The 16,390-nt window shown below is 40.1% G+C and carries 17 protein-coding genes; 3 read left to right on the top strand and 14 right to left on the bottom strand.

The annotated features are described in order from the left end of the window. Positions 1-52: 52 nt before the first annotated feature. The 14 genes from GQR46_RS05675 to GQR46_RS05610 form a co-directional block, all read right to left on the bottom strand. Positions 53-1,540 carry a flagellin gene (locus GQR46_RS05675; protein WP_165740352.1) on the bottom strand — a complete coding sequence of 496 codons (1,488 nt, stop codon included), beginning with the start codon at positions 1,538-1,540 and terminating at the stop codon, positions 53-55. 285 nt (positions 1,541-1,825) lie between these two features. Beyond that, the gene (gene flgL / locus GQR46_RS05670; protein WP_165740349.1) at positions 1,826-3,079 is read right to left on the bottom strand and encodes a flagellar hook-associated protein FlgL; all 1,254 of its coding nucleotides are present in this window, start codon (positions 3,077-3,079) and stop codon (positions 1,826-1,828) included. Positions 3,080-3,081: 2 nt separating this feature from the next. After that, positions 3,082-5,085, bottom strand: a complete 2,004-nt coding sequence (flgK, locus tag GQR46_RS05665) for a flagellar hook-associated protein FlgK (protein ID WP_165740347.1) — start codon at positions 5,083-5,085, stop codon at positions 3,082-3,084. Position 5,086: 1 nt separating this feature from the next. Next, the gene (flgJ, locus tag GQR46_RS05660) at positions 5,087-6,103 is read right to left on the bottom strand and encodes a flagellar assembly peptidoglycan hydrolase FlgJ (RefSeq protein ID WP_165740345.1); all 1,017 of its coding nucleotides are present in this window, start codon (positions 6,101-6,103) and stop codon (positions 5,087-5,089) included. Between the two features lie 158 nt (positions 6,104-6,261). Further along, a complete protein-coding gene (locus GQR46_RS05655; protein ID WP_024592771.1) occupies positions 6,262-7,356 on the bottom strand; it encodes a flagellar basal body P-ring protein FlgI in 1,095 nt (364 codons plus the stop codon). An 11-nt stretch (positions 7,357-7,367) separates the two neighbouring features. Beyond that, a complete protein-coding gene (gene flgH, locus GQR46_RS05650; RefSeq protein ID WP_010553251.1) occupies positions 7,368-8,051 on the bottom strand; it encodes a flagellar basal body L-ring protein FlgH in 684 nt (227 codons plus the stop codon). 16 nt (positions 8,052-8,067) lie between these two features. Further along, positions 8,068-8,856: a flagellar basal-body rod protein FlgG gene (gene flgG / locus GQR46_RS05645; RefSeq protein WP_002959420.1), complete on the bottom strand. Its 789-nt coding sequence runs from the start codon at positions 8,854-8,856 to the stop codon at positions 8,068-8,070. A gap of 21 nt (positions 8,857-8,877) precedes the next feature. Beyond that, the gene (locus GQR46_RS05640; protein ID WP_007581863.1) at positions 8,878-9,621 is read right to left on the bottom strand and encodes a flagellar basal body rod protein FlgF; all 744 of its coding nucleotides are present in this window, start codon (positions 9,619-9,621) and stop codon (positions 8,878-8,880) included. A 157-nt stretch (positions 9,622-9,778) separates the two neighbouring features. Next, on the bottom strand, positions 9,779-11,146 hold the full coding sequence (gene flgE / locus GQR46_RS05635) for a flagellar hook protein FlgE (RefSeq protein WP_165740344.1): 1,368 nt from the start codon (positions 11,144-11,146) through the stop codon (positions 9,779-9,781). A 59-nt stretch (positions 11,147-11,205) separates the two neighbouring features. Then, positions 11,206-11,886: a flagellar hook assembly protein FlgD gene (locus GQR46_RS05630; protein ID WP_007581861.1), complete on the bottom strand. Its 681-nt coding sequence runs from the start codon at positions 11,884-11,886 to the stop codon at positions 11,206-11,208. Between the two features lie 13 nt (positions 11,887-11,899). Next, positions 11,900-12,331: a flagellar basal body rod protein FlgC gene (flgC, locus tag GQR46_RS05625; protein WP_007581860.1), complete on the bottom strand. Its 432-nt coding sequence runs from the start codon at positions 12,329-12,331 to the stop codon at positions 11,900-11,902. A 5-nt stretch (positions 12,332-12,336) separates the two neighbouring features. Next, the gene (flgB, locus tag GQR46_RS05620; protein WP_002959431.1) at positions 12,337-12,744 is read right to left on the bottom strand and encodes a flagellar basal body rod protein FlgB; all 408 of its coding nucleotides are present in this window, start codon (positions 12,742-12,744) and stop codon (positions 12,337-12,339) included. Positions 12,745-12,889: 145 nt separating this feature from the next. Continuing rightward, the gene (locus GQR46_RS05615) at positions 12,890-13,720 is read right to left on the bottom strand and encodes a protein-glutamate O-methyltransferase CheR (protein WP_007581859.1); all 831 of its coding nucleotides are present in this window, start codon (positions 13,718-13,720) and stop codon (positions 12,890-12,892) included. 20 nt (positions 13,721-13,740) lie between these two features. Further along, positions 13,741-14,673: a chemotaxis protein CheV gene (locus tag GQR46_RS05610; RefSeq protein ID WP_007581858.1), complete on the bottom strand. Its 933-nt coding sequence runs from the start codon at positions 14,671-14,673 to the stop codon at positions 13,741-13,743. A gap of 140 nt (positions 14,674-14,813) precedes the next feature. Between GQR46_RS05610 and flgA the strand changes: the two genes are divergently transcribed. The 3 genes from flgA (at position 14,814) to GQR46_RS05595 (ending at position 16,342) form a co-directional block, all read left to right on the top strand. Then, on the top strand, positions 14,814-15,521 hold the full coding sequence (flgA, locus tag GQR46_RS05605) for a flagellar basal body P-ring formation chaperone FlgA (RefSeq protein ID WP_165729499.1): 708 nt from the start codon (positions 14,814-14,816) through the stop codon (positions 15,519-15,521). A 76-nt stretch (positions 15,522-15,597) separates the two neighbouring features. Continuing rightward, on the top strand, positions 15,598-15,918 hold the full coding sequence (gene flgM / locus GQR46_RS05600; RefSeq protein ID WP_007581856.1) for a flagellar biosynthesis anti-sigma factor FlgM: 321 nt from the start codon (positions 15,598-15,600) through the stop codon (positions 15,916-15,918). Beyond that, positions 15,911-16,342, top strand: coding sequence for a flagellar protein FlgN (locus tag GQR46_RS05595; protein WP_024589967.1), 432 nt, complete (start codon positions 15,911-15,913; stop codon positions 16,340-16,342). The genes flgM and GQR46_RS05595 overlap by 8 nt, the downstream gene beginning before the upstream one ends. Positions 16,343-16,390: the final 48 nt, after the last annotated feature.

Genomic DNA, 16,390 nt, shown 5'->3' with positions numbered 1-16,390 from the left:
AAAAGCGCAATAAATTGCGCTTTTCTAATACAAAAAAATGCTGTTAGTTTAATTAACCGCCTAGTAAACTAATCGCGGCTTGTGGCACTTGGTTTGCTTGCGATAAGATTGACGTGCCCGCCTGTTGCAAGATTTGATTTTTAGTCATATGCGCAGTCTCTACTGCGAAGTCGGTATCTTGAATACGGCTGCGTGATGCAGATACATTTTCAGCAATATTAGCAAGGTTACTAATTGTATGACTAAAGCGGTTTTGTACCGCACCTAAACCTGCACGTTGAGAGTCAATATTAGCTATTGCGTTATCAATTACTGATAATGCATCCTGCGACCCTTTTTGGCTGGTAATATCAATATCCGCTGCATTTTCTAAAGCACTTGTTACTTTAGTATTAACAGCATCAACAAAAGTAGTACCTGTTGTGCTAAAGGTATCTGATGAATTTAATTGGATAGCTCCAGCTATTCTGCCTGAGTCAGTTCCGCCTGTTGCAATAGTAACTGTATCACCATCTGTGCCATCATAGCCTTGGGGGATAATACCTAAGGTAGAACCCGTGCCGCCAGTAAAACCAACAATTTCAATATCTGCACCACTATTATCTGAAACAGACAGCACACCATTATCAATAGTTGCTGTAACACCATGCTCATCTGTTCTACTGTTAATAGCTTCAGCCATTGCTTGTTCGTCACCTGTTGCAGTTCCTGTTGCTACAAATGACACTTTTTCGCCGTTCAACTCAAAACTGACAGACTCACCTGCTGTCGTTTGTGTGCCCGTAATATCTAAACGCGCTTCTGTTCTGGCTTGTGCTGAAACACCTGTAGCACCTGTTACCTGATTTATTAAATCAGCAGCCTCTTCAGCACTAGCGCCAGCTGGAATAGCTACAGTAGAGTCTTCTCTTCCAGAGATTGCTAAATTACCATATGCTATTGTACTTGCAGCAAGCGTACCGGTGCCCGTTTCATTTACTTGACCAAAACCATCGACAGTAGTTGCAGATTGCAGGTTAGTTTGATTTGCACCGATTTTTTCTGCTGCCACACTTGAAAGTGATACATTTATTGTTTCGTTAGCGTTAGCGCCAACCTGAAATGTTTTGCTACCGTAGCTGCCATCTAATAATTGTTGTCCACCAAATGAGGTGGTATCGGCTATACGTGTCAATTCAACCTGTAAAGCTGATACTTCTTTTTGCAGCGCTTCACGATCTTCTGGTGAATTAGATCCGTTTGCTGATTGAAGTGCAAGTTCACGCATTCTTTGTAAAATACTTGTTGATTCACTCATTGCACCTTCAGCTGTTTGCGCCATTGAAATACCATCATTAGCATTTCGTTGAGCAACTGCTAGGCCATTTATTTGCGATGTTAATCTGTTTGAAATTTGTAGACCTGCGGCATCATCTTTTGCGCTATTGATACGCATACCTGATGATAAACGCTCCATCGAAGTTGCTAAGCCTTCACCTGATTTAGTTAAGTTACGTTGTGCGTTTAGTGACGACACATTAGTATTTACTGTTAATGCCATTTTACCATCTCCTAGGTTTAAACAGAGTGTGGTTCAACACGATTTAACAGGAACCACTGTTCGATAATTTCTTATAATAAGAAAAGCATTTACTGTGCCAACTTTAATTTATTTATAACTCATTGTTTTTAATGGCAAATATACAGCTTGTTAAATTGTAAATAAAGAGTGAAGTTGTTTCGGTGGGAGTGACATTTTTTTGCCGCAATTTTGTAGATAGTTATTGCCGCTTTAAAGTAGGTAAAGCGGCAAGGTATTTCTGCTTATAATCTGCTTATAACTTGCTTATAAGTAATCGAATAACGAGAGGTTAGTTAAACGGCCAAAAGTTGCTTGCGATGCTTGCAGTGCCGTTTCTTGTTTGGTTAGTTCGCTAATAGCTTCTGCCATGTCTACTTCGACTAAATCAGAAAGGTTACTTTTGTTTTGAATATCTTGTGCAAGGTTAGAGTCGCTAACGCTATCAACTGCGTTCATACGCCCACCTAAACTTGCTTGGGTAAACACAACTTGTTCACTGGCATTTTGTAATTGCACTAAGCCATCGGCTAACACTTCTTGAAAATCATCACCTTCAAGTGTGCCATCATTTAAACCTGTAATAAGTGATTGTAATGTATTGAGTACGTTTTCTTTGCCTGGCTTTTCAAGGCTAAAATCAAGCTGCCCAGGTGCTGAACCTTCAAATTCAATCTTCATACCTGCAAAATCGATTGGCTCATCTGTAACCTCACCCGTTACTGCGGGGGTTAGTGCTGCGCCGTCTCGGTATATTTCGTAGGTTTGTGGATCAGTTGCTGTAGCACCTGGGCTTACTAATACACTATAAGTATTTGCTGTTGCTGAAGCTGTTGGGTCTGCGTTGTAATTTGCTTGATGAAATTTATCAAACTCAGCTTGGCCGTCAACATATACACTTGCCGCTGTAATAGAGCCTGAAACACTTGCCGTGTTAGATTCTACATTTAATCGCGCGTTAGTTTTTTCAAACGTATCAAAACCGTTATCACTCGCTTTAATCGATACACCTTCAGCTATAGTTATTTGGTGCTGGCCTTGGTCGCCATTATAGGTGTACTCACCCGCTGCAGAATCAAACTGATATGGCTGCGTACTGTCTTGGTATCCTGAAAATATGAATTTTCCGTCTTCTGATCGGGTGTTCATTAAGTTAGCTAACGTTTGTTGAATGCCGCTAAGTTCTGATGCAATCGATTTTAAATCGTCTTTAGTGTACGCACCATTACCAGCTTGAATAGTGAGTTCTTGCGCTTGTTGAATATTGGTATTTATACTTTGCAATATGGTTTCCTCTGTTTCGAGGCGTCCACTTAGCTGAGCAATATTTTTTGTATATTGCTCGTTTGTTTGTATTTTATTTGAATATAGCATTCCTTGCGAAATAGCAGCTGGCGCTTCTGAGGTAGTTAAATACTTTTCACCTGTAGTTACTCGCTCTTGAGCATTTGCAACACCTTGTTGGTTGTCGAGTATTTTATTTATGTTGTTTTGGTACATTAAATTATTTGATAAACGCATAATTACCTCGCCGCATTTAATAAGGTGTCAAAAATTTCTTGAGCTGCTGCTAAAACTTGTGCTGATGCTGAATATGATTGTTGAAAACGCAGTAAATTTGCGGCCTCTTCATCAAGGTTTACTCCAGATAGTGATTCATACCATGCCTCAGATTGCTGTGCTAGAGCGTCAAATGCAGCCCCACTTGTGATTGCTTGGCCAGTTATAACACCTATATCACTCACTAATCCTGAATAAGCTTGGTTGAACGTTTTATGGTTGTCGGCCGTTGCTGTTGTTTCTACGTTTAGACGGACTAATTCACCATTTTGTAAATCAGCTAATTTTAAACCATTTCGGTTATCATCAAAGCCGCCTTCGTTAAACTCAAGTGTAAAGGTGTCGCCTGTTGCAGGTGTGCCTTCTATATCAAAATCGAATCCGTAGGTATCAAATGGAGCACCCGCTTGCGATAACATTCCTTTTGCAGGAGGCGTAATAGTAAAAGTACTCGTTCCGCTATTATCAGTAATTTGATATTCATTAGCATTACCTGTTTTAACAAGCGTTATTTCACCGTTTGTTAAGCTTGGTGTTGAAGTAAATCCACCGGAGGTAACACTTGTTACTTCTCCCGCTGAAATAGTAGCGGTACCTATATTATTTAAATCATTAGCAGTACGAATAGGCGATGCTAGTGCTAAATCTTCTGCGCGCCCTGTTGCAAGTGTAATGCTTGAAGCAGCATCTGAATTAAGCTTTATTTGAAATTGATCACCCTCAACACCTGCCCCAGACACATTTACTTGAAGGCCAAATGATTCTCCGGTAGTAATAGTCGATGAATCAATAACACCTGTCGATATATCAGCAAGTGAAGGCTGCCCTAACGGATCGCCTTTGTTATCTATAGGCTGAATACTTACTTCATTAGCATTGCCTGTATAGGTAATAATAAAGTCACTGGCAGGGAGTTCACTGCCCTTACCTGGCTCTACCGTTGCAGTCATACCGGCAGTACCTGTGTTAGCTTGATACGCATAAGCGCCAACGGTAGGAATATTAAAAATATTACCCCCTAGCTGACCTGTTGCATCCATACCCAATTTGTTTTGTTCGTTAAATGCATCAGCTATCGCTAAGCCCATTTGACCAATTTGGTTTTGCGCAGGGACTAATATGTCATCTCTAAAAGCAAGTAAGCCGCCAATTTTTCCTTTAAGCTTACTTACATCAACTTCAAGCGGCACTGCTTTGCCACCATTAACGTCAAGCGTGAATTCTTTAAAATTAGGATCGGGGTCGCCTGTCATCGAAAATAAGTTAAATGCGCCATTTTGCATAACCACCGCTTCGCCTGTGCCCATAAAAACGAGTTTTTCGCCATTTGGACCATCAAGCGTTTCTATGTCTATTAGCTCTGATAAGTCGCGTATTGCTTTATCGCGTTCGTTATAGGTAGAGCTCGCATCTGCGGCGTTATTAGTGCCATTAACTGCTGCAATATTTTGATTTAGCGTGCTAATACTTTGAATTAGTGAGTTTGCTTCATCTGAAAATATTTCGAGCTGCTCGTTCACTACACTTTTTTGATCAAGCACGATGCCCGAAAGTCTATCCATTTGATCAATTAAGCTTTGCGCATCTGTCATTACTAATGAGCGGGCAACGGTAGATGACGGCTGATTAAGCGCTTCTTGCACGTTATTAAATAAAGAGTTAATTCCGGTCGAAAGGTTGTTCGACTCTTCAGAAAAAATAGTATCAACTCGATTAGCCTCAGTAATAAACTGATCGAAAAACGATTTATTAGAGGTGTCACGATTTAGCTGTGACTGAGCAAACTCGTTTAGTAATCGGTATGTTTCGCCTCGCCCTACTTGGTTATCAACCATAGTGGTAAATTCAGTACGCTCACGTACGTAGCCTACGGTATTTACATTGGCGATATTTTTACTTGTCGTTTGCAATAGCTCCGAGCTTGCTCTAACCCCAGAACTGGCAATGTTTAATAAATTAAACGACATGTTACTCTACTCCTTGGCGGATCACGTTTGCCGCAATGTCTTTTAGCTGACTGCTATTGAGTACTTTTTTTATTTTGCTGGCATAATTTGGATCGGTTGCATAACCTGCTTTTTGTAATGAATCTAAAAAGTCATTTGGTTTTGCTGTATTTTGTAATGCTTCTTTGTAGCGTGGGTTTTGCGTTAAAAAATCAACGAAGTCGTTCACGCTATCTTTAATTGAATCGTAGGCTCTAAAGCTGGCTTGTTTTTTAACGGGTGTGCCTTGTTCAAACTCAAGCGTTACTTTACTTGCTTTGTCACCTTCCCAGCTTTTATCTGACTTAATATTAAATAAGTTATTTGAGCTGCCACCGTCACTTTTATTAATAATGTGTTTACCCCAACCGGTTTCAAGTGCCGCTTGTGCGACCATTACCGCTGGGTTTAAACCAATTTTTTGCGCTGCAGTTTTAGCGTGTTCCCATACTGAACTTACAAACTCTTCTGCATTTTTAAATGTTGGGCTATCGGTTTTAGACTCTGCAGTATTAACCTTAGGCTCAGCAATATCGGCTTTAGTACTCTTAACGATAAGATCGGGTTGCTTATTTTTTTGCTCATGAGGAAGAGCTGATCCGACTTGCGTATCGCTGAAAATATCGTTGGTTGTTCTAAGCACCGAGCCTGGCATAAAGTTTTTAGACTCAGGCGATAACTGCTGAACAATTAAATCGGCAAGGCCTAACGAGCCATTTGATGAAAGCTCTGTAGAAAGTTGCTGATCGTGCATTTCTTCAAAAAACTTTACGCCACTTGAATTAAATGGACTGTCTTTATCTTCAAATGCTTCGTTAGCTTTGCGCATTCCTTTGAGCAACATTTGCGTAAAAATAGCTTCAAATTGTGCGGCCGCTTTTTTGAGCGCAGCTTTAGAGGCATCAGTTGATGCATCGCCACTCGTTAAGGCTTCTTTACGAAGTAAATCTAAGTTGCCTAAATCAAAAAAGTTTTGTTTATCGAGGTGATTAGTTTCCATCGGCTTTTTGACACAAAATGAATAATGCAGTTAAAAATGCAAAAATTGAGCCACTACCGATAAAACGAGGAAGATAAAAATAATAAACTTAAGTTGCTGTAAATAAAAAGCCCTATATCTAGGGCTTAAGTAATACGTTATTTATTGGCTTGGGTTATTTATATAACAACTAACTGTCCGTTAATTGCGCCGGCTTCTTTTAGTGCTTCTAAAATAGCCATTAAGTCACCAGGCGCTGCGCCTACTTCGTTAATTGCGCGAACTAAATCGTCAAGGCTTACACCTGGATTAAATACAAAGGCGCGCGAGTCGTCTTGATTTACATCAATAATACTTTGCTGTGTAACAACTGTATCACCGTTTGCTAGCGGGTTTGGTTGTGACACATTTTGTTGCTCTGCAATTGTTACTGTTAAGCCACCATGAGTTATAGCCGCAGGCTGAAGCTTAACGTTTTTGCCAATGACAATTGTACCGGTGCGCGAGTTAACTATAATTTTAGCGGCCATGTCAGCGGGCTTAAATTCTAAGTTTTCGAGTGTTGATAAATACGATACACGCTGAGATGCATCGCGTGGTGCTATAACACGAATAGAAACAGAATCAATTGCTTGTGCGCTATTTGGGCCAACTAAGTCATTAATTGTTTTTTCTAGGCGTTTTGCCGTTGTAAAGTCTGGGCGGTTTAGGTTGAAGGTAATGTAATCGCCTTGCATAAATGGGCTTTCTACAGTGCGTTCAACTGTTGCGCCATTTGGTATACGACCAACTGTAGGGGTGTTAATTACAACCTTACTACCATCAAGGCCTTGTGCACCTAAGCCACCGACAATTAAGCTACCTTGTGCAATAGCGTACACGTTACCGTCTACACCCTTTAAAAAAGTTTGTAGTAAAGTACCGCCACGTAAACTGCCTGCACTACCAATAGAAGAAACCGTAATATCTATTGTTTGCCCGGGCTTTCTAAATGCGGGTAACTCTGCATGCACAGCAACAGCGGCAACATTTTTAATTTTAGGACTTTGAGTTGAAGGCAGCGTAATACCAAAGCTGTTCAACATGCCTCTAAAACTTTGTTGTGTGTATGAGTTTTGCTCGCCAGTGCCTGGTAAACCAACCACTAAGCCATAACCAACTAATTGGTTAGAGCGTACGCCTTCAACCATAGACACATCTTTTATGCGCTCAGCACTGGCAGTAAACTGCCAACCTAATAACACAACTAAACATAAAGCTTTAAGGCTATTCATGTTGTTACCCTCTAAAATGGAAACAGCGAACTGCTAAAGAAACGTGTAAGCCAACCAGGACTTTGCGCTTCTTGCGTTTGCCCTTTACCTGAGTATTGAATACGTGCATTAGCAATGCGGTTTGATTCAACCGTATTATCGGCGCTTACGTCTTGAGGGCGTACTAGCCCTTCTAAACGAATAAACTCTTCACCGGTATTAAGCGTTAGCCATTTTTCGCCGCGAATAACTAAGTTACCATTAGGTAAAACGCGCATTACATTAACCGAAATATCGCCCACTAAGCTGTTTGATTGGTTTGATTTTGAATCGCCCGTAAACGACGAATCGCTACCAATGCCAAACTGAATACTATCGCCACCTATATTTACAGGTAGACCACCTAAGCCAATCACTGGGTCTAAGCTTGCGTCGGTTTCTTTGTCTGTTTCTGTTTTAGCGGCTTTTGTTGCTTGAGTAGACTCTTGCAATTTAACCGTAATTATATCGCCAGTACGTAGCGCTTTTTTATCAGAATATAAGTCGTTTGATGTATGAGTATTAAACAATGAACCTGTGGCTACCAGCGGCTCTAAAATAGGCTCGGGGTACATAGGTGCGTAGTAAGGGTCGTCCTGCACTACTTCACTATTTTGCGTAGACATACAGCCACTTAAAAATAATGTGCCCGCTGTAAATAAAATAATATTACGCATAATTCCCCCTACTCTATTAAAGCTGTTGATTGATATAACTCATCATTTCGTCAACGGCCGAAATTACTTTTGAGTTCATTTCGTAAATACGCTGAGTTTCAATTAGGTTTACGAGCTCTTCAGTTACATTTACGTTTGAAGTTTCGAGTGAGCCTTGAATAATGCTACCTAACCCTTCAACACCAGGATTACCTTGTACCGGCGCACCACTTACAGCGGTTTCGGTATAAAGGTTTTGACCAATTGGCTCAAGGCCCGACGGATTAATAAAATCACTAATAGTAAGCTGACCAATGACCACGTTATCGGCTTGGCCTGCAACACGTACAGATACTTCGCCGTCTTGCGAAACCGTAATTGATTGCGCGTCATCAGGTACATTCATTTCTGGCTGAATAACGTAACCTGCGCCCGATGTTACAATTCGTCCATCGCCATCGGTAGTAAACTGACCATTGCGCGAGTAAGCAATATTGCCATCTGGTTGCAGTACTTCAAAAAAACCTTCACCAGAAATCATCCAATCTAGTGAATTTTCGGTGGTCAACATGTTGCCTTGCGTAAACTCTTTTTGGTTAGCTACAACTTTAGCACCCGCACCTAACATTAAGCCCGATGGCATTTCGGTATCTTGCGATGAACGACCACCTGGTTGATTAATATTTTGATAAAGTAAATCTTCAAATATAGCGCGGCTTTTTTTGTAACCTACGGTACTCGCATTCGCTAAATTATTTGAGATAACCGATATATCGGTTTGTTGAGCGTCTAGCCCAGTTTTACTGATCCACAATGCTGGATTCATAATCGTGTCCTCATTTTAAAGTTAAACTATGCGTAATAACTGATCTTGACGCTCGTCAATTTCTTCAGCTGTTTTCATTAATTTCACTTGTAATTCAAATTGGCGCTGGTGGCTTATCATGTCGACCATTTCGTGAACTGGGTTCACATTCGACATTTCAAGCGAACCACTTAAAACTTTTACATTGGCAGAGGTATCTACTGTTACATTTGCTTTTGGTCTAAATAAACCATCGTTACCTTTTTCGAGCTGTGAGCTATTTGCTTCTACCACTCTAAGCGTGTCTATTTCTTCTAAAAAGTTAGCGGGGGCGCCTTGTGGTCGAACTTGAATAGCGCCATCTTGGCTAAACCCTATTTTTTCGACTGGGACGGGTAAAATAACAGGCCCCCCTTCGCCAATAACTTGACGACCATGGCTGGTTACGAGCATGCCTTGAGCAGTAACGTTTAACGTACCCACTTTTGTGTAAGCTTCATTGCCTGAGGCATCTTGCACAGCAAGCCATGCGTTATCGCTCATTGCGATATCTAAGTCTCGCCCGGTTTGAACAATGCCACCCGATACCATGTTTGAACCCGGACGCTCTTGCATTGAAAATACACGTGTAGGCAAACCTTCGCCAAACGCTTGCATAGAACGTGCTTGCGCAAAGTCGGCTTTAAAACCCGTTGTATTTGCATTTGCCAAATTATTGGCTTTTAAAGCAAGCCCTTGTAGGCTTTGCTTAGCGCCAGAGGCCGCAATGTAGACCATTTTGTCCATAGTATCGACTCACATAAAAAATCTCTGAACTTATAAATGCAAAATAGGTGCCAGATTAAATTTGACGCAACATTGAGAGGTATTTAGAAGGGTTTACAAAGAGGACTTATAAAAAAGGCTGCAAAAATGCAGCCTAATATATTTAATGGGGTTTAGCTTATCGAATCTGCAAAATACTTTGCTGAATAGTTGAGTTAACCTCAAGCGCACGTGAGTTTGCTTGGTAATTACGCTGTGCAGTAATTAAGTCTACGAGTTCATTAGTAAGGTTTGTATTTGATTGCTCAAGCGCTGATGAGTTAATTCCACCAAATGTACCCGAACCAGCTTCACCCGCTACAGGTTCACCTGAATCAATACTTTGCTTCCAGCTTGTATCACCCACTTGTGATAACCCTTGTGAATTTGGAAAACGTACCATAGCCACTTGGCCTAGGAATGTTGAGTCACCATTACTGTAAGAAGCGACAATTTTACCGTCTGTTCCTATATCAATTCCGGCTAAACGACCAACCGTTGAGCCATCTTGATCGAGTGCTTTTACTTCAAAACCACTTGAATACTGAGTTGGGATACGTCCTGCCGTGTTATTTTCATCGCGCCAGTTAAGCTCAATACCAGTACCTGGGAAAGTTGCACCATTGTCTAGTAATGTTGATAAACCAGCACCAGAACCCGCTGGTAGTAGTATTTCATCAAAAGTAGTTGTATTTGTATTTGCCACACCACCTGTTGTTGATGGTAAACCACTTGAGTTAAAACCAAGGGTGGTAAGTGGTGTATAAGGCGCGGTTTGTTCTCCACCAGTTGTGCCATCAACTACTTTGCCATCGAGTGTTGCGTATACTTCCCAACTGTTATCTGTACCACCTGCTGCGGCATCATCTTCTTTAGCAAAAAAGTATTGTAAAATATGTGGTTCACCTAATGAATCATATACCGTTGTTGACGTAGATGAGTTATAAGTACCACTAGACGTAGGGTCAAAATCTAGACCTGTTGGATCCGCCGTTGCATCTAAGTTAAACGACAAAAATACATTTTCTGTTGCGCGAGGTGAACCAGACGAATCAGGGATTTGAATTGGATCAGTTGTGCTCAAACTTACCGACGTTGTATCACCTGTAGATGAGTCAACAGGGAATGCTTGTAAAAAGTTACCTTTTGCGTCAACCATAAAGTTATCTTGGTTAAGCTTAAATGCACCCGCACGTGTATATGTTAAATCTTGCGAAGATAAATCGTCGGTCATCGCAAAATAACCTTCACCAGTGATTGCTAAATCAAGTGAGTTATTTGTAAATTGTAGTGAGCCTTGGTGAAACTGCTGCGCAACCATGGTTGTTTGCACACCGTCACCATTTTTAGTCTTACCAGAGCTAAACACTGATGAAGCGTAAACATCGGCAAACTCAGCGCGTGACTCTTTAAAACCTGTGGTATTAACGTTTGCAATATTATTTGCCGTTACGTCTAAATCTTTTTGCGCGGCAGCAAGGCCGGTTAATGCAATATTGAAGCTCATAATTCACCTCTAACCTGTTAGTCTGTGGCCTGCTAGCAGGCGAAAAATACTAAAATTTATTACGCGATTTCTGCTACATCTGTCAGCCTAACCGCACCTTCTTTAGTGTTAATAATAATGCCACTTGAGCCATTAATATTAACGCTTTCAATGTTCTTGAATGTAGCAATGGGCAAGCTTGAAAATTCGCCGTCAGTACTTCCTTCGGCGGTTACTGAGTATTCACCTTCAGGTAAACGCTCACCGGCTTCATTTTTGCCATCCCACGCAAAACGTACTGCACCTGCTGATTGAGAACCCATATCAATAGTTCTCACTAGCTGACCTGATGCATCTGTCACTTTAATTTTTAAGTTATCAACGGCTTCTTCTGCCACTGCAGAGCCTCTGGCATCACCCGTTTCATTTAAATCCAGGGTGTTTGACTCAAGTAAAGCTTGCTTGCCAACAAGTGTTGATGCTTGCAATGCTGAATTTGATGTCATAGATGACGCTAAGCTATCAAAATTTGAATTTAAATCGCTGATGCCTTGCGCCATTGTGAAACTAGTCATTTGCGCAATCATTTGATCGTTATCCGCAGGGTTACTGGGATCCTGAAACGATAATTGCTGAGTTAACAAAGAGAAAAAGTCTTCTTGTGTTAACGCATCACTCTCATTATCACTGGTCGCTACTTGCGATTCTTGCCAGCGTATAGAGTCTAAATAGGATGAAGATGTACTAATATCGTTACTCATAACCTACCCTCGGTTACCGCTGCCCTAGCAACAGTGTTTTACTTAGCATTTGCTTTGCTGCATCAGCAACTTGCACGTTTGTTTGGTAAGAACGAGAGGCAGAAATCATATTTGCCATCTCCTCTACAACATTGACGTTGGGTTTATAGATATAGCCATTTTCATCCGCACTTGGATGGTTTGGGTTATATTCAATTTGTAATGGTGCATTACTTTCAACAATGCCCAAAACTTTCACACCAACTGCGGAGCCCTGTTGGTTACTTACTGATGCTGAAGCCTTTGTTAGCTCAGCCGCAAATACAGGTTGGCGCGCTCGGTACGTTTTGTCTTGAGATGAACTAATGGTATTAGCATTAGAAATATTACTAGCTGTAGTATTTAAGCGAACGTTTTGTGCGCTCATACCCGAACCTGCAATATCGAAAACATTATATAAACTCATAATTTTTATCCTTGACTACCGAGAGCTTTATTCAGGCCTTTAAATTTGCCGCTTAAAAATTGCAAGCTGGCCTGATACTCCATAGCATTCTGTGTATACAAGTTTCGTTCCACTTGTATATCAACCGAGTTACCATCACCTGTATCTGATTGATTTGGCAAACGAAATGATTCTGAACTGCCCATACTATGAGTACCTCCACCAATGTGTTTATCATTAGTTCTTACCATAGTATTGCCGCTTTGCTGGGTTGACCTTGCCGCTTTTAATGCAGAGGCAAAATCAATATCTTTTGCTTTATAGCCAGGCGTATCAGCGTTAGCTATATTAGTTGCAATTAATTCAGCTCGCTGTGAACGGATCAACATGGCTTGCGGATGCACACCTAATGCTTTATCAAAACTGATAGCCATAACCTTCTCCAAAAAATTGACTTACCCATGAATAAAGCAAAAAATAAGCCATTAATATTAGGATGTGTTATATTTTTATAAGGCTATGTATCTAAATAGAAAAACGACGCTTGATGCGTCGTTTTAGGGAAATGAATTAACTTAATTATTTCTTTTGGTAAATGATACCGGGGTTGCATCTAACCATATCAAATTCAGTACTTAGGCCAGTTAGGGACTCTGACGCTCCTAAAAATAAGTACCCTTTTGGGTTTAATGCTTGTGCAAACTGGTTAATAATTTTAGCCTTTATTTCAGGCGCAAAGTAAATAAGTACATTACGACAAAAAATAATATCAAACTTGCCCATTAACGCGTAAGAATCAAGCAAATTCAGGTGCCTAAAACTAACTTGTTTTTTTATTGTATCGTTTACTTGTGCCATACCATTGCCGCTGTCTTTAAAAAACTTTTTACGACGCTCTGCAGATAACCCTCTGGCAAGTGCAAGCGCGTCATATTCTGCATTTTTACACATATCAAGCATGGTATTAGATATGTCGGTACCAATAATTTGTGCACCCATACGAAGCACACCAGGTTGCTTAGTATTAAATTCAGCTACTGACATAGCTATTGAATAGGGTTCTTGTCCTGATGAGCTGGCAGCAGACCAAATTTTTAAAGGCCTTCTTAAGTCTTTAAACTCAGGAAAAAGCTTATTTTGGAGCAACTCAAACGGGTATTGATCTCTAAACCACAACGTTTCGTTTGTGGTCATTGCATCAACCACTGCGGCTCTTAATTGCCGCTCGTGAGGCCCGAGAGTTTTACTAACCAACTCCGATAAAGATCCCACATTAAATCGAGTCATTAACGGAGCAAGTCGGCTTTTAACTAAATACTGTTTGTTTTCACCTAAAACAATGCCGCATTGCTGCTCTAAAAACGAACGAAACTGGTCGTATTCACTTTGCTGCAAATCTTTATTATTCAAGTTAGTAGCACCTATTTTTGTTAATCACAATGAACCCACTTTTTAACCGCTGTTGCTAATTCGTCTGGGTTAAATTTAGCAATAAAGTCATCTGCCCCGACTTTTTCAATCATAGCCTGGTTAAAAACACCACTCAAAGAGGTATGCAAAATAACATGCAAAGGTGCAAGTTTGGGATCTGCTTTTATTTCAGCTGTTAAGGTATAACCGTCCATTTCTGGCATTTCAACGTCTGAGATAAGTAACGCTACTCGCTCAGTAATATCGTTTTTACAATCAAGCTCTGCTATTTCTTTTAATCTTATAAGTGCTTCTTTACCATTTTTGGCAAGCTCTGTTTGCACGCCTAACGGCTCTAGGGCACGTTTAACTTGATTACGCGCAACAGCAGAGTCGTCTGCAATAAATACGATACGTTCGCCTAAATCTTTTTGAATATCGCCGCTTTGTGCAACTTCAGCACTTACTTCTGTGTTTACTGGGCAAATTTCGTTGAGAATTTTTTCTACATCGAGAATTTCGACTAATTCATTTTCGATTTCGGTCACTGCTGTTAAATATGAATAACGTCCGGCGCCTGATGGTGGTGGCATTATTTTTTCCCAATTCATATTTACAATACGTTCAACTCCGCCCACTAAAAACCCTTGCACAGAGCGATTGTATTCAGCAATGATTATAAAGCTGTCTTTAATGTTGTCGATTGGGCGCCCACCTACAGCCATTGATAAATCAATTACTGAAATAGTTTGACCACGAATATGTGCAACACCACGAATATACGGATTAGATTTTGGCATGCTTGTTAGTGGAGGGCATTGCAGCACTTCTCTCACTTTAAATACATTAATACCAAAACGCTGACGCCCTCTGAGCTTAAATAAAAGTAATTCTAGGCGGTTCTGCCCAACCAACTGTGTGCGTTGGTTTACTGAGTCTAAAATGCCTGCCATTCAAATCTCCTAAAGAAAACAAATAATACGGAACGATAATTGCTTTCTATTTATAAAGCTACATAACATCGCGGGTGCGTCTACTTTTTGACGCAAAATATTTATACCCTGTTTGAAACCATAAGCATAGTCGAAACATTATGAGTTTGTTAAAAAAAATCAGAAGATACAGTGTTTTTTATTTTGTTACTAGCTTGTGCTTTGTATTCCCTTTGCAAGCTAAAGTGTTTAGTAAAGATTTATTACAAGACATGGCCGTTGCTTATATAGCTAAGCAGATTGGTACATTGCAAAATACTAATACTCAATTAAGTGCACTGCCTTTAGATAGTCGCATTCCTGATCGTGTCTGTAATACTGAGCTTGAATTATCAACATCCGATGAGCCACCATTTAACCGCCAAGTAACCTTACAAGCTAAGTGCAATGATGCGCAAACGTGGGCTCAATACGTTCATGTAAGAGTTGTTGAAATGGCCCCAGTTGTTGTTGCCACCGCTAATTTATCCCGCGGTGAAGTAATAACTAAATCGCATTTAAGTATTGAAATGAAACCAACTCACTTTGTACGAATACAGTACTTAGATGACCCCACAATGCTAATAGGCAGCAGAAGTAAACGAAATATTAGAAGTGGTATGCCAGTATTACTAAACCAAATTTGTATGGTGTGTAAAGGTGACTCTGTTAATATTTACGCTAACCTTAGAGGCCTTAGAATTAAAACCACAGGTATTGCTTTAGAAGACGGTACTTTGGGCGAACAAATACAAATAAAAAACAAAAAATCAGGTAAAGTTTTAAATGCGCGAGTAGATGGTGTAGAGTCTGTTCAGGTGAATATTTAATTTAGATTTATACTAAAGTATCCTACGTATATGCCGATAACATGGCATAAGTTGGGTAATATACGGGTTTATTATTATGGTTAATCAAGTTAATGGCAGTAATCAACAAGCTAATGCGTTAACAAATGCAAAGCAACAACAAGTTGATTTAAAAAAAGATAACGCAAATACACAAGCGACGCAGACTCCTTCGCCTAAAGCAGCAAGTGACTCTGTAAGCTTAACGCCGCAAGCGCAGCAATTAAAAACGCTTCAAGATAAAGCACAGCAATCGTCTGGATTTGACAGCGATAAAGTTGCTGAGCTTAAAAAAGCAATAACCGAAGGTAAATATCAAGTGGACAGTGAAAAGCTTGCTAAAAACTTAGCTGATTTTGAGTTTAATGTGTATGGCTGATCATAATAGTTTAATTAGCGTAAAACTAAACCAACAAGTAAGTTGTTTAGATTCTTTGCATACGCTATTAAACGACGAGCTTACTGCTATTGCTTCACGACGTGGTGCTGGTTTAAAAGAAATTACCCAACAAAAAATGTCTTTTTTAACTAAGCTAAGCACTCTTGATAAAGAGCTAAGTAAGCTTATTGCCAGTAACGATACACAAAATCCTGAAATATCTGAGCTAATAAGCCAAGTTAAAACTCAACTTGCGCAATGCCAAAAACAAAATAATGTTAATGCTCATGCTGCCCGCCAAGCGCAACTTAGTGTTAAACAATTAAAAGAGATATTAATTGGCGCACCAACGTCAATGACCTACGATCAAGCCGGTAAATCTGTAAATACCGAGAGTAAATTGGTTCGTAATTTAAAAGCGTAAGCCCAAAATTTTACATTAAAAAAGCCTTATTGATATATCAATAAGGCT

The sequence above is a fragment of the Pseudoalteromonas sp. Z1A6 genome (assembly GCF_011378745.1).
Lineage (GTDB): Bacteria > Pseudomonadota > Gammaproteobacteria > Enterobacterales > Alteromonadaceae > Pseudoalteromonas > Pseudoalteromonas arctica.
The sequence above is the reverse complement of the archived record's forward strand: the minus strand, read 5'-3'. Positions and strand labels throughout refer to the sequence as shown.